Origin of the sequence: Streptomyces fagopyri (assembly GCF_009498275.1) — a bacterium.
Lineage (GTDB): Bacteria > Actinomycetota > Actinomycetes > Streptomycetales > Streptomycetaceae > Streptomyces > Streptomyces fagopyri.
Genome location: NZ_CP045643.1, coordinates 2,550,033 through 2,563,093 on the forward strand (window position 1 = coordinate 2,550,033; position 13,061 = coordinate 2,563,093).

General features: G+C 72.1%; 13 protein-coding genes and 1 pseudogene. 7 read left to right on the top strand and 7 right to left on the bottom strand.

The window, feature by feature from the left end:
• Positions 1–5: 5 nt before the first annotated feature.
• Complete coding sequence (locus GFH48_RS10860; RefSeq protein ID WP_153288064.1) at positions 6–788, top strand: hypothetical protein; 783 nt, start codon at positions 6–8, stop codon at positions 786–788.
• Positions 789–918: 130 nt separating this feature from the next.
• Here the strand turns inward: GFH48_RS10860 and msrB are convergent, their stop codons facing one another.
• The 4 genes from msrB to GFH48_RS10880 form a co-directional block, all read right to left on the bottom strand.
• A complete protein-coding gene (gene msrB / locus GFH48_RS10865) occupies positions 919–1,326 on the bottom strand; it encodes a peptide-methionine (R)-S-oxide reductase MsrB (RefSeq protein ID WP_153288065.1) in 408 nt (135 codons plus the stop codon).
• A gap of 13 nt (positions 1,327–1,339) precedes the next feature.
• Positions 1,340–2,740 (bottom strand): UDP-N-acetylmuramate--L-alanine ligase, encoded by a 1,401-nt coding sequence (murC, locus tag GFH48_RS10870; RefSeq protein ID WP_153288066.1) that lies wholly within the window; start codon positions 2,738–2,740, stop codon positions 1,340–1,342.
• A gap of 110 nt (positions 2,741–2,850) precedes the next feature.
• Positions 2,851–3,324 carry an indole-3-glycerol phosphate synthase gene (locus tag GFH48_RS10875; protein ID WP_194280551.1) on the bottom strand — a complete coding sequence of 158 codons (474 nt, stop codon included), beginning with the start codon at positions 3,322–3,324 and terminating at the stop codon, positions 2,851–2,853.
• 131 nt (positions 3,325–3,455) lie between these two features.
• Positions 3,456–4,292, bottom strand: coding sequence for a pyrimidine reductase family protein (locus GFH48_RS10880; protein WP_153288067.1), 837 nt, complete (start codon positions 4,290–4,292; stop codon positions 3,456–3,458).
• Positions 4,293–4,329: 37 nt separating this feature from the next.
• Here GFH48_RS10880 and zapE point away from each other — a divergent pair, with 37 nt between their 5' ends.
• Both zapE and GFH48_RS10890 read left to right on the top strand, forming a co-directional pair.
• A complete protein-coding gene (gene zapE, locus GFH48_RS10885; protein WP_153288068.1) occupies positions 4,330–5,433 on the top strand; it encodes a cell division protein ZapE in 1,104 nt (367 codons plus the stop codon).
• Between the two features lie 80 nt (positions 5,434–5,513).
• Positions 5,514–6,386: a slipin family protein gene (locus tag GFH48_RS10890; RefSeq protein ID WP_153288069.1), complete on the top strand. Its 873-nt coding sequence runs from the start codon at positions 5,514–5,516 to the stop codon at positions 6,384–6,386.
• 272 nt (positions 6,387–6,658) lie between these two features.
• Here GFH48_RS10890 and GFH48_RS38515 read toward each other — a convergent pair whose 3' ends face one another.
• A complete protein-coding gene (locus GFH48_RS38515) occupies positions 6,659–6,991 on the bottom strand; it encodes a hypothetical protein (protein ID WP_194280552.1) in 333 nt (110 codons plus the stop codon).
• Positions 6,992–7,994: 1,003 nt separating this feature from the next.
• Between GFH48_RS38515 and GFH48_RS10900 the strand changes: the two genes are divergently transcribed.
• From GFH48_RS10900 to GFH48_RS10915, 4 genes are all read left to right on the top strand, one after another.
• Positions 7,995–8,906 (top strand): PPK2 family polyphosphate kinase, encoded by a 912-nt coding sequence (locus GFH48_RS10900; RefSeq protein ID WP_153288070.1) that lies wholly within the window; start codon positions 7,995–7,997, stop codon positions 8,904–8,906.
• A gap of 149 nt (positions 8,907–9,055) precedes the next feature.
• Positions 9,056–9,880: an SDR family oxidoreductase gene (locus GFH48_RS10905; protein WP_153288071.1), complete on the top strand. Its 825-nt coding sequence runs from the start codon at positions 9,056–9,058 to the stop codon at positions 9,878–9,880.
• A gap of 195 nt (positions 9,881–10,075) precedes the next feature.
• Entirely contained in the window at positions 10,076–10,942 is an 867-nt protein-coding gene (locus GFH48_RS10910) for a polysaccharide deacetylase family protein (RefSeq protein ID WP_153292852.1), read from the top strand.
• Positions 10,943–10,973: 31 nt separating this feature from the next.
• Positions 10,974–11,153 (top strand): hypothetical protein, encoded by a 180-nt coding sequence (locus GFH48_RS10915; protein WP_153288072.1) that lies wholly within the window; start codon positions 10,974–10,976, stop codon positions 11,151–11,153.
• Positions 11,154–11,328: 175 nt separating this feature from the next.
• Here GFH48_RS10915 and GFH48_RS10920 read toward each other — a convergent pair whose 3' ends face one another.
• Both GFH48_RS10920 and GFH48_RS10925 read right to left on the bottom strand, forming a co-directional pair.
• The gene (locus tag GFH48_RS10920) at positions 11,329–12,000 is read right to left on the bottom strand and encodes an ABC transporter (protein ID WP_153288073.1); all 672 of its coding nucleotides are present in this window, start codon (positions 11,998–12,000) and stop codon (positions 11,329–11,331) included.
• 209 nt (positions 12,001–12,209) lie between these two features.
• Positions 12,210–13,049: pseudogene (locus tag GFH48_RS10925) on the bottom strand (ABC transporter ATP-binding protein); the annotation flags it as partial.
• Positions 13,050–13,061 lie beyond the last annotated feature (12 nt).

The window sequence follows — 13,061 nt, forward strand, 5'->3', positions numbered from 1 at the left end:
GCGCGATGACCGAAGACGGCTCCACGGGGGCGGACTCCCCGAAGTGGCTGCGGTTCCTGCGCGAGGGGACCCCGCCGTCCGAACACTCCGGGTCCGCCGGGCCCTTGGCGGACGGCCCGGCGGTCGCCGTGCGCGACCTGTTCGTCGGCGAGCCGCTGCTGGGCGGCCACAGCCGCTTCGTGCGGGAGGGCGGGGTGATGCTGCTGAAGGTGGACAACTACCGCGTCACCGCGGCCGACTTCCCCGCGATGGCGGGCAGACGGGCCGGCTCCGAGTGGCGACGGCTCGAACTGCTCAAGTTCACCTTCATGCTGCGCGAGCTGCCCGCGGGGCGCCGGTACGAAACGGCCCGGGTACGGATCGTGCTGCGGCCCCAGCCACCGCTGATGCTGCTGCGACCCCATCTGACGTACACCGATTCCCACGCCACGCGGGGCTTCAGTTCGGAGTTCCGGCCCTTGCTGACCAGGCTTCTCCGGATGGGCGTCACACACACGCGTTCCGGTGGCGTCAGCCGTGTCGAGCGGCTCCCCGTCGTCACGGGCGTCGACGAGGGCCCGGCGGGATTCGGCTGGACCTTCCAGGCCCAGGACGGCGCTCCGCTCGTACCGCAGCGGACCCAGACCGTCGCTGTCGCCGAACTCCCCCCGGACAGCACCGCTGTGGCCGGCACCTTCGACGCGGAGGCGTTCGTCGCACGGCGGGTCGCGGGGATCTACGAGCCGCGCAGGGCGCTGCCGCGGACCCCGCCGGCCATGTTCCGGGTGGACCTTCAGGCGGCCGGCTGAACCGGACCCGGGCCGGACCACCCGCCACTCCGTGTCACCGGCTCTCGCCGTACTGCCGCCGATCGTCCGCGGCCGTACGGCGAAGGGGCCGGCCCGACGGGCCGGCCCCGCACCTCGAAGAGGACCGGACTCAGCCCTCGTCCTCCGCCAGTCGCAGCGAGATGCTGTTGATGCAGTACCGCTGGTCGGTGGGGGTCGCGTACCCCTCACCCTCGAAGACGTGCCCGAGGTGCGATCCGCAGCGGGAGCACCGCACCTCGGTCCGCACCATCCCGTGCGCGCGGTCCTCGATCAGTTCGACGGCCTCGGTGTCCTTCGGGTCGTAGAAGGACGGCCAGCCGCAGTGCGACTCGAACTTCTCGTGGGAGGTGAAGAGCTCGGCGCCGCAGGCGCGACAGGAGTACACGCCCTTGGTCTTGGTGTCGGTGTACTCCCCGGTGAACGCCGGCTCCGTGCCCGCACGGCGCAGAACGGTGTACTCGGCCGGGGTCAGCTCCGCGCGCCACTGCTCGTCCGGCTTTTCGATGTCGTACGACATGAAGCTCAACCCCTTACAAACGCTGTGACTGCTTCGACAGACGGGCCAGGATCCCGGGTCCGAGATCGGTCACGTCACCCGCGCCCATGGTGAGAACGAGATCACCGGGCTTCGCCATTCCCGCGACGGCCGAAGGGGCCTCCGCCTTGTCGTGGACCGGCGTCACGTCCGCGCCCGCCGCCCGCGCCGCCTCGACGATCAGCTCGCTGGTGACGCCCGGGATCGGGTCCTCGCGGGCCGGGTAGATGTCGAGGACCACGGAGGCGTCCGCCAGCGACAGGGCCTCGCCCATCTCCTTGGCCAGCTCCTGGGTGCGGGAGAACAGGTGCGGCTGGAACAGGACGAGGATGCGGCCGGACACGCTCGCGCGCATCGCCTCCAGGTCCGCCGTCATCTCCGTCGGGTGGTGCGCGTACGAGTCGACGACCTGCACCCCCGCCTCCTCGCCCTTCAGCTGGAGGCGGCGCTTCACCCCGGTGTAGGAGCCGAGCGCGGAGGCCAGCTCGGACGCCGGGACACCCAGCGCCACACCGGCCGCCAGCGCGGCCACCGCGTTGTGCGCGTAGTGGCGGCCGGGGACGGACACCGTGAAGGTGAGCTCCGAGCCGTCGAGGTCCACCTTCACCTCGCTCTTCAGGCCGTGGGGGACGACGGACAGGACCCGGACGTCCGCGTCCGCCGAGTCGCCGTACGTCACCACGCGCACGCCGGCCGGCAGCCGTCGCGTCAGCTCACGCGCGCCCTCGTTGTCCGCGGAGATCACCAGGGTGCCGCCGGGGACGATCCGGCCCGCGAACGTCTCGAAGGACTCGTAGATCTCGTCCATGGACGCGTAGTTGGCGTGGTGGTCCAGCTCCACGTTGAGGACGATCGCCACCTCGGGCGCGTACTTGTGGAAACTGCGGTCCGACTCGTCGGCCTCGGCGACGAAGATCTCGCCCTCGCCGTGCAGCGCGTTCGAGCCCGGGGCGTCCAGGTCGCCGCCGATCGCGTACGAGGGCCGCAGCCCCAGCTCCGAGAGCGACACCGCCAGCATCGACGTCGTCGTGGTCTTGCCGTGCGTGCCCGCGACGGCGATCGGGCGCAGGCCGTCCATCAGCCGGGCGAGGGCGTCCGAACGGTGGACCACCGGCACACCCAGCTCGGCCGCGCGGGCGAGCTCCGGATTGTCGGCGCGGATCGCGGACGAGACGACCACACAGGTCGCGTCGGAGGCCAGGTGGTCCGCGGCGTGCCCGATGTGGACCGTCGCGCCCAGCGCGCGCAGGGCCTCGGCGGTCGCGGACTCCTTCGCGTCGCTGCCCGTCACCTTCGCCCCGCGCTGCGCCAGGATCTTCGCGATGCCCGACATCCCGGCTCCGCCGATCCCGATGAAGTGCGGTCGGTCCATGGCGGTAGGAAGGCCGGGTGCCATGCGTGTCTCTCCCCAGGTGGTGCGACAAGAAGTGTGAAAAGAAAGGGTGCGACGGGTCGTGCGACCGCCGCCGCGGTGCGTCCGGCGGGGTACGCCGGTGAGGTCCCAGCCTATGCCTTGCTGTGCGAGAACAGTTTCAGCACCGGCACGCCGACCTTGTGGCGGGCGCGCGAGGCCCAGTCCCGGTGGAAGAACTCCTCCACGTAGTGCGGGTCGGTCAGCACGATGACCTCGTCGGCGCCGATCTCGTCGACCAGCCCCTTCAGCGCGTCCAGCGGATGGTCCTCGATGAGCCGGCCCTCGGCCTCGCTGCCGGAGGCGCGCAGTGCCACCAGCGACACCTCCAGCGCGCGCTGCCCCTGTCCGGCCGCCTCCTCGCCCTCCGGGGTGTCGCGCTCGTGGGCCGCCTCGTCCAGCTCGCCCAGCGCCACGTCGTCGATGGCCCTCAGCAGCCGGTCCGCCTGGTCGCCCCGCGGCTGGAGCAGTACGTGGAAGGCGACCGCCTCATCACCGTGCAAGGTGGTGACGAATTCGATATCGGCGGATGTCAGGGCCTTCTCGATCATCAATACGCTTGTGAACACGACAGACGCCCTTCTCCTCCGTGGGACCCCTGGCCCCCTGCGGAAACCATCCTGCCCCGTGATCGCACGGGGTCTGCGAGATTCAGTGTGCCCGGTGGAAGATAAACGGAACTGGATCTTCCGACGACTTGTCAGGATCGACGGTATCGGGTGAACAGAAACCCGGCCTCTTCCAGCAAGGACGCCAGTTCGAACCGCTTCGGGACCTCCGTCGAGGGGCCGCCGGCGATCCGCTGCGCGCCGCCCGCGGTGAGGGTCGGGGACATCGTCAGGCACAGTTCGTCGAGCACTCCGGCCGCCACCAGTTGGCCCAGCAGCCGCGGGCCGCCCTCCGTGAGCAGCCGGGTCAGTCCGCGGTCGGCGAGGGCCCTGACGACCCGGGCGGGGTCCACTCCGGCGCCCTCCCCGGCGAACACCACCTCGGCGCCCGCCTTCCCGGCGGCCGCCACCCGGTCCGGCGCCGCCGCGGCCCCCGTCAGGATCAGGGTGGGCACCAGGGGCGCGGTGAAGAGCGGGAGCGAGAAGTCCAGGTCCAGGCCCGCCGTGACGACCGCGATCGCGGGCGCGGGACCCTGCCCGGACGCCTCCCGTGACGCCGCGAACTCCGCCCGCGCGCGTGCCGGGCGGTAACCCTCCTGGCGTACCGTTTCCGCACCGACGAGCACGACGTCCGCGAGCGCCCTCAGCACCCCGAAGATCCGCATGTCGGCGGCGCTGGAGATGCCTTGGGACTTCCCCTCGTGCTGGGCGGCGCCGTCGAGGGTGGAGACCATGTTCGCCCGCAGCCAGGGCGTACGGACGCCGTCCGTACGGGCCTCCGGGTAGGCGTACGCCTCCGCCAGCTCCAGGAGTCCCCACTCTCGATCCGCCGCGTCCGCACCGCGAGCACCGGGCGCACCAGGGAGAACGGCAGCCCCGGTCGCGCCCTGGACTGCTGTTTCGTAGGTCACAGGGAACAGGCGTCGCATGTCGTGCAGTGTGGCACGGCGCTTAGAGTGGTTGTTCGTGTCGTCCTCCACCGCCGCCTCCGGGATCGATCCGATACCCGAAGCAGGCCCCCTGTCCCTGTGTGTCCGCGAGCCGCGCGTGCCCGCGGACCGGCTCGTCGCCGAGATGGTGCCGCCGCCGCGCTTCGACTCGGTGCGCTTCGAAACGTACATCCCGGACCCGAACCAGCCCAGCCAGACCGAGGCCGTACGCGTCCTCGGCGGCTTCGCGGCCGGGCTCGGCGGGGCGCACGCCGTGAGCGGCGCGAAACGGGGCCTCTTCGGCTTCGGCAGGAGCAGGGCACCGAGGACCCCCGCCGGCCCCCGCGGCGTCTACCTCGACGGCGGCTACGGAGTCGGCAAGACCCATCTGCTGGCCTCCCTGTGGCACGCGACCCCGGCGGAGCCCTCGCTCAAGGCCTTCGGCACCTTCGTGGAGCTGACGAACCTGGTCGGCGCGCTCGGCTTCCAGCAGACCGTGCAGACGCTCTCCGGGCACCGGCTCCTGTGCATCGACGAGTTCGAGCTCGACGACCCGGGCGACACCGTCCTCGTCTCCACGCTGCTCGGCAAGCTGGTCGACGCGGGGGTCGCGCTCGCGGCCACGTCGAACACCCTGCCGGGCAAACTGGGCGAGGGCCGCTTCGCCGCCGCCGACTTCCTGCGGGAGATCCAGGGCCTGTCCGCGCACTTCCGTCCGCTGCGCATCGACGGCGAGGACTATCGCCACCGGGGGCTCCCGGAGGCCCCCGCGCCCTTCACCGACGAGCAGGTCACGAAGGCCGCGTACGCCACCGCCGGCGCGTCCCTCGACGACTTCCCGCACCTGCTCGACCACCTCGCCCGGGTGCACCCCAGCCGCTACGGCGCGCTCACGGACGGCCTCCGGGCCGTCTGCCTCACGGACGTCCAGCCGGTCAAGGACCAGTCGACGGCGCTGCGGCTGGTGGTGCTCGCCGACCGGCTCTACGACCGTGAGGTGCCCGTCCTCGCCTCCGGCATGCCCTTCGACACCCTCTTCAGCGAGGAGATGCTGAACGGCGGCTACCGCAAGAAGTACTTCCGCGCCATCTCCCGGCTGACCGCCCTCGCGCGGGACGCCAAGGGGCTCGTGGAGGCGTAGTTCCCGGCCCCACCGGCGTAAAATTCCGGTATCGGGCTTGGTGCGCTCAGGCGCGGCGGGCGACTCGAAAGGGGGTCGTCGTGCTCCAGGAACTCCTGGTGGCCGGGGTGGCGGTCGGTTCCGCGGGACTCGTGTACGTCGCGGCGGCCGCCCGGGTCGTCAAGCAGTACGAACGGGGCGTGGTGCTCCGGCTCGGGCGGCTCACGGGTGGTGTGCGGCCGCCGGGGTTCACCATGGTCGTGCCGGGCGTGGACAAGCTGCGCAAGGTCAACATGCAGATCGTCACGATGCCGGTGCCCGCGCAGGACGGCATCACCCGGGACAACGTCACGGTGCGGGTGGACGCCGTCATCTACTTCAAGGTGGTGGACCCGGCCGACGCGGTCATCCAGGTCGAGGACTACCGCTTCGCGGTCTCGCAGATGGCGCAGACCTCGCTGCGTTCGATCATCGGCAAGAGCGACCTCGACGACCTGCTCTCCAACCGCGAGAAGCTCAACCAGGGCCTGGAGCTGATGATCGACAGCCCGGCCATGGGCTGGGGCGTGCAGATCGACCGGGTGGAGATCAAGGACGTCTCGCTGCCGGAGACGATGAAGCGGTCGATGGCCCGGCAGGCCGAGGCCGACCGTGAGCGGCGGGCCCGGATCATCAACGCGGACGCGGAACTTCAGGCGTCGAAGAAGCTGGCGGAGGCCGCCGGGGTGATGTCCGAGCAGCCGGCCGCGTTGCAGCTGAGGCTGCTGCAGACGGTGGTGGCGGTCGCCGCGGAGAAGAACTCCACGCTCGTCCTGCCCTTCCCCGTCGAACTCCTGCGGTTCCTGGAACGGGCCCAGAACCAGCCGGGGTCACCGGCGACACCGCCGTCGCCCCCGCCTCCAACTTCGGCTCCCGCGACCGAACTTCGCGATGAACCCGATGAACTCCCCGACGAACCACGTGACATGGAGTGATGCACGCGACACGCATGGTCGTGACGGTCCTCGCCGTCTCCCGCGGCGGTCTTCGCCGCGAGAACGTGCGCCCCGGAACCGCCCTGCCGCCACAGACCTGTTCGGCCCCACAGATCAGGCCGGGCACAGGCAGGCCGTGCCGGGCACAGATCAGGCCGGGCACAGGCAGGCCGTGCCGGGCACAGATCAGGCCGGGCACAGGCAGGAACGGCACAGGCAGGAGCCGGAGTCGTCGCCGACTCCGGCTCCTTGTGCGTTGTCTCTCTCAGGTGTCAGCAGTCGTCGTCCCAGCCGCCGCCACCCCAGCCGCCGCCGTGGCCACCGCCCCAGCCGCCGCCACCCCAGCCGCCGCCGTGGCCACCGCCCCAGCCGCCGCCACCCCAGCCGCCGCCACCGTAGCCGCCGCCCCAGCCGCCACCGCCGTAGCCGCCACCGTGGCCACCGCCGCCCCAGCCACCGCCGCCGTGGTCGCTGTAGCCGGAAGCCACCGATTGGGTGTGGCTGGTGGTTGCTGCGCTCGCTATGCCCGCTCCGCCAATGGCCAGAGCCGCAGTGGCGAACAGGCTGGCCAGCAGCCTGAAGATCATTACTTTGCTTACCCGCATGGTGCTTTCCCTTCCAGGGAGCGTTGACGGGTCCGTGTCCTGGTGACCGCGATGACGCCGGCGCCGGTGAGGCACTGATTGCGTCCGCGAAAGGGCCCGGTACATCGGCCATGGAATGAACGGGAGTTGCCGTCGTCGACTCACACGCGAAAAGCGTGGCATCGGGCCCACCGAAGCTGCCGCGTCAGCGGACCTCGCGGCGGGTCACCCGTCCGTCGAACAATTCGGCGACCTGGCCGGCCGTCGATCCGAAGTTGAAATTGTCCGCCTCATACCAGGGAAAGGCGTCTATCTCTTTCGATCTCCATCCAACCTAGACATACGCGACATGGAAGTCAAACCGAGCGAATAGGCCTCCTGTGCCGTGGAACCGGGCCTACGGTCGGCGCCTAATTCACCTGCTCCGTCGCGCAATTGGGGGGCGCGGAGAACGGGCCCGACAGCTCCGAAATAATCGCGTCGCCGGCCCGGACGCCCCACCGCGACCGTCACGGCCGCGCAGCGTGTCGCCTTGAGGGCGACCACGCCGGGGAGTGTCCCGGCGCGCCGACTGCCCACCAAGCCCGAAGCCCCCCTTGCGGGGCGAGCACCCCGGGGATTCGCCGTGTCCGCTCACCCCTCCCCCGGCGAGGAACCCGCCGCGCACGACCACCGTGGGCCCGGCCCCGAATCGGACCTCTTCCACAGGGCCTGTTCCGGCCGGTGGAAATCGGCGGTGATCAGGCGGTGCCGCGCCAGGGCCTGAGCCCGGGCCCGGGCTCAGCACCCTGCCTCGTCCGCCGCGCCCGCCCGCACCGCCGACGCGAACTTCCACCACTTACGGCGGAGTTGGGCAGGATGTACCGCTCGGAGCTGTCCGGCGTACTCAGCGCCCGCACCCGCGTGCGGGCCATCAGCTCACCGACGCGCATCTTCCGCACCGTGCCGGGATCCCGGACCGTGAGTAGCGGGGTCCGGACTCCCGACGCACCATCGAGAGGTATACAGCCGGAAGGGGTGCGCGGTGGGAGAGAAGGACGGCACACAGGGCGGCAGGCCGGACGGGCATGAGCGACACGAAAAGGACAAGGAGTCCGCCCGGCTCAGTACGCTGCTGCGCCTTCCGGACGGCGACGACATCGATCTGGCCTCCTACGACGCCCGGGACACCCCCGCCTGGCAGGACGGCAAGACCGCCGGTCTGGCCGCCATCGCGGACATGCGGGAAGACCTCGCCGACCTGCAGGAACGCCTGTGGGCGGCGAGCACGGCGGGCGACCGGCGGCGTGTGCTGCTGATCCTCCAGGGCATGGACACCAGCGGTAAGGGCGGCACCGTGAAGCACGTCGCGGGGATGTTCAACCCGGCCGGCTGCCGTGTCCGCGCCTTCAAGGCGCCGACCCACGAGGAGAACAAGCACTCCTTCCTGTGGCGGATCAGGCGGGCGCTCCCCGAGGCGGGCGAGATCGGCATCTTCGACCGTTCGCACTACGAGGACGTCCTGGTCGCCCGCGTCCGCGAGCTGGCCCCGCACAGAGAGATCACCCGCCGCTACCGGGAGATCAACCGCTTCGAGGAGTCCCTCGCCGACGACGGCGTCACCGTCCTGAAGTGCTTCCTGCACATCTCCTACGACCAGCAGCGCCGCCGCCTGCTGCGACGTCTCGACAATCCGGCCAAGCACTGGAAGTTCAGCGCCGGGGACATCGAGGACCGCGCACTGTGGCCCGAGTACCGCAAGGCCTACGAGATCGCGCTCGAGCGCTGCTCCACGCCCCGGGCGCCGTGGTTCGTGGTTCCCGCCGACCGCAAGTGGTACCGGAACTGGGCGATCGGCACGCTGCTCCTGGAGCACCTGGAAGCGCTGGACCCGCGGTACCCGAAGGCCGACTTCGACGTGACGGAGTACCGGAAACTGCTGCTGAAGAGCGTTTGACCCCCACACCCGCGGGGACTGCCCGGCGTATTCCGCGGTCGCCGCGCGCGGCCGGGGTTGCCATGGAGCGCACTCCAGGGTGTTCGCTGACGCGGGAAGCACCACGGCGTCTCGACCATGTGGGCGCCGGGTCTCACGAGGAGCACACCATGACGCGGAAGATCTGGTTCATCACCGGCGCCTCACGGGGCTTCGGCCGGGAGTGGGCGATCGCGGCGCTGGAACGCGGCGACTCGGTGGCCGCCACCGCCCGTGACCTCTCCACCCTGGACGATCTCTCCGCGGCCTACGGGGAGCGGTTCCTGCCCCTGCGGCTCGACGTCACGGACCGGGACGCCGACTTCGCCGCCGTGCGCCGGGCGCACGAGCGGTTCGGGCGCCTCGACGTAGTGGTCAACAACGCCGGTTACGGCCACTTCGGCATGGTCGAGGAGATCACGGAGGCGGAGGCCCGCGCGCAGCTGGAGACGAACCTGTTCGGGGCGCTGTGGGTCACCCAGGCCGCACTGCCGTTCCTGCGCGAGCAGGGCGCCGGTCACATCCTTCAGGTCTCCTCCATCGGCGGCATCAGCGCGTTCCCGCTGGTCGGCATCTATCACGCGTCGAAGTGGGCGCTCGAAGGGATCAGCCAGTCGCTGGCCCAGGAGGTGGCCCCCTTCGGCATCAAGGTCACTCTGATCGAGCCCGGCGGGTTCGCCACCGACTGGGCCGGCTCCTCGTCGAGCACGTCGCGGCAGTTGCCGGCGTACGCCGAGTACCACGAGCAGGTACAGGCACAGCGCCGCGAGCGCGTGGGCACCCCGGGCGACCCGCAGGCGTCGGCCGCGGCCGTGCTGGAACTCGTGGACGCCGACGAGCCGCCCCTGCGCTGCTTCTTCGGCACCGCGCCGCTGGGCATCGCGAAGGCCGACTACGAGCAGCGCCTCGCCACGTGGGAGAAGTGGCAGCAGGTGGCGAAGCTGGCCCAGGGTTGAGCGGCGCCCGGACGGTCCGGGGCGGCCGGACGGCCCGGGGCGGCCGGGGCGGCCCGGGGCGGCCGGGGCGGCCGGGGCGGCCCGGGGCGGCCGGGGCGGCCGGGGCGGCCGGACGGGTGGCTTCCGGGCAGCATCCGTTCGACGCACTCGCTATTGTCCGTATAGTCAGATTTACATCGATATCTTCGTCCCGTGATGATTCCAGTACGCCGTATCGTCGCGACCTGCGCCCTCGGGGCCCTGGGAGTCGCCCTCTCCGCCTGCGGGACCTCCGGGCCCCCCGGGACCCCGAAGCCGGCCCCGCCGGGCCCCCCGGCGTCGGCCTCCGGCAGCGCCGTCCCCTCACGGCCGCCCACGCTGGCCCCGGGCCCCGGCGGGCTGACCCCGGTCTTCACGAACGGCCCGCGCACCCGGGGCAGGACCGTCGCCCTGACCTTCGACGCGGACATGACGGCGGACGAGGGCCCCCGGGCGGCGGGCGGGGAGCACTTCGACAATCCGCGGCTGATCAACACGCTCCGCGCGTTCAAGGTCCCGGCGACCGTGTTCATGACGGGGCGCTGGGCCGACCAGTACCCGGCGCAGGCGAGGGCCCTCGGGCGGGACCCCCTCTTCGAGGTCGCGAACCACTCGTACAGCCACTACGCCTTCACCAAGGACTGCTACGGACTGCCGACCGTCTCCAAGGACAGGATGCGGGCGGACGTGGAGCGGGCGTACGCCGCGTTCACGAAGGCGGGCGTGCCCCACGCCATGCCGTACTTCCGCTTCCCCGGCGGGTGCTACGACCAGCAGGCGCTGCGGACCCTGAGCGCGGTCGGAGTCACCGCCGTGCAGTGGGACGTGGTGAGCGGGGACGCGTTCGCCACCGACTCCGACGCCGTGGCACGGCAGGTGCTGGAGGGCGTGAAGCCCGGGTCCGTCGTCGTCATGCACTGCACCCGCAGTGCGGCTCCGGCGACCGAGCGGGCGCTGCGGACGATCGTCCCCGAACTGCGGAAGAGGGGTTTCCGTTTCGTCAAGGTGTCCGAACTGATCGGGGCGGCGAACCAGCATCCGTAGGAGCCCCGGCGGTCCGCCTTACGCTGGGCCCATGAGCGAGGACCACCGCAGCACCCCGGGCGCGCCGGCCGCCCCCTCCGTGACCGGCCCACCGTTCGCCGAGTGCGTGCTGTGCCGCAAGCCGACCGAGTACCCCGAGTCCCACAAGGGCGTCACGCTGTGCCCGGTCTGCGCGTGGCAGGAGGCACAGCGGACGGCCTGCTCCGGGTGAAGCCCGGTACGCCCGCCACGTCCGCCCCCGCCGGTTGATGGCTGCCCCTGGCCGGGGTGCCTCTGGTGGGGCCCCCGTCACGATGGCCCCCGTCACGGTGGTCCCGGTCGCGGTGGCCCCCGTCACGGTGGCCCCGGTCACGGTGGTCCCGGTCGTTCCGGTCGTGTCCGTGCGTTCAGGGCGACCGGCGTGAGGTGAGCGCGCAGGCCGCCGCGACCGCTGCCGCCGCGAGCAGCGTGGCACCCGCCAGCGGCAGCAGCGGAGCGGGAACCGTACCCGTCCGCGAGCCGCTGACCAGGTCCGTCAGCGCCGCCCGCGCCGGTGAGCCCGGCGCCACCAGGGCGAGCAGCACCACCAGCAGCAGCGCCGGAACCGCGCGTCCCGGCGTGCGCAGCAGCGGCCAGGTCGTGAGCGCGCCGACCGCCGTACCGATCAGGGCGCACACCAGCGCGACGAGCAGCCCCGCACCGGCCGCGGCGAGCACCGGCACCCGTTTCTGGTGGTCCGTGCTCGTCGGGTCGCTGATCAGCGTGACGACCAGGGTGGCCGCGGCGCCGATGAGTACGGCCGTCGCCAGCGCGACGAGCAGACAGGCGAGGTGCGCCCGGCCGGGTCCGGCCGCCGCGCTCGTACAACCGCGGGCCGCGGGCGGCTCGTTGGTGGCGCAGACCCGGACCAGCCAGGCGGCGACGGGGAGCACCGCGGCGGCCGCGTAGCCGAGCGAGTCGAGCACCGGCTGCCCGCTCTGGACGCCGATCCCGAGGAAGGCCGCGTACAGGACGAACGGGGGCAGCCAGCGCTGGGAGCGCAGCAGCAGGGAGGTCTGGTAGCGCAGCAGCGCGGTCATCGGCGGCTTCCGGTTCCCAGCGGCGGTACGTCGTTCCGCGGGACGTCGTCCGGCGGGACCTCGTCCCGCGGTACGTCGGGCACGGATCGCGGCGCCACGTCCGCCGGCCCCACGCCCCCGGGTGCAAGGTCGCCAGGCTCCACGCCCCCGGACGCCGGGTCTCCACGCTCCACGCCCCCGGGCTCCTTGTCTCCCGACTCCACGCTTCCCTGCGCCACGCTCACCACGTGCCAGGGCGGGTGTGCCGTCAGCAGGGCGCGCAGCACGACGTCCGAGCGGGACGCCGGCACGGTCAGCCGTACGGTACCCGGTGCCGTCTCGTCGGCCGCCGTGACGAGACGTACCACGTCGGCCGGCGGTTCGGCGTCCGGCGGACCCTGGACCTCGACGACGACGTGCGGTCCCCCCGGCGTCGCGGCGGCCGGCCGCGGGCGGCGGTCGAGGGCGCCGCCGGCCACCGTGTACGTCGCGTCCGGGGACCCGGCGAGCCGCCGTGGGTCGTGGTCGACGAACACCACCGCTCCCCCGGCCGCGGTGCGTTCGGCGACGGCGCGTTCGAGTTCGGCGCGGGCGGCGGCGTCGAGGCCGGTCCAGGCCTCGTCCAGGACGAGCAGTTCCGGCGCGGCGAGCAGGGCCTGCGCGACGGCGACCTTCTGGCTGCCGCCCTTGGACAGCTCCTCCATCGGCGTACCGGCGTGGGCGGCGGCGCCCAGCCGCTCCAGCCACTGCCCGGCGGCGCGTGCGGCGGCCGGGCGGGCCAGGCCGTGGACGGCGCCGAGGTGGGTGAGGTAGTCCGACGCGGTGAAGGGGAGCGCCGCGGGGAACCGCTCGGGGACGTAGGCCGTGCGCGGGCGCCCGGTGATCCGCCCCTCGGTGGGTGCGTCGATCCCGGCGAGGAGACGCAGGAGGGTGGACTTCCCGGTGCCGTTGGCGCCCTCGACGCGGACCAGCGTGCCGGGGGTGACGTCGAGGTCGACACCGCGCAGGATCCAGGAGCCCCGGAGCCCGTAGCGGCGCCCGACGCCCTCCAGTCGTAGACCTTTGTTCATGCGGTCATCCTC

Coding starts and splice junctions, on each gene's coding strand:
- murC (WP_153288066.1), bottom strand. CDS start 2,740: ATGGCACCCGGCCTTCCTACCGCCATGGACCGACCGCACTTCATCGGG.
- GFH48_RS10905 (WP_153288071.1), top strand. CDS start 9,056: ATGACGCGGAAGATCTGGTTCATCACCGGCGCCTCACGGGGCTTCGGC.
- GFH48_RS10860 (WP_153288064.1), top strand. CDS start 6: ATGACCGAAGACGGCTCCACGGGGGCGGACTCCCCGAAGTGGCTGCGG.
- GFH48_RS10915 (WP_153288072.1), top strand. CDS start 10,974: ATGAGCGAGGACCACCGCAGCACCCCGGGCGCGCCGGCCGCCCCCTCC.
- GFH48_RS38515 (WP_194280552.1), bottom strand. CDS start 6,991: ATGCGGGTAAGCAAAGTAATGATCTTCAGGCTGCTGGCCAGCCTGTTC.
- msrB (WP_153288065.1), bottom strand. CDS start 1,326: ATGTCGTACGACATCGAAAAGCCGGACGAGCAGTGGCGCGCGGAGCTG.
- GFH48_RS10920 (WP_153288073.1), bottom strand. CDS start 12,000: ATGACCGCGCTGCTGCGCTACCAGACCTCCCTGCTGCTGCGCTCCCAG.
- GFH48_RS10910 (WP_153292852.1), top strand. CDS start 10,076: ATGATTCCAGTACGCCGTATCGTCGCGACCTGCGCCCTCGGGGCCCTG.
- GFH48_RS10880 (WP_153288067.1), bottom strand. CDS start 4,292: ATGCGACGCCTGTTCCCTGTGACCTACGAAACAGCAGTCCAGGGCGCG.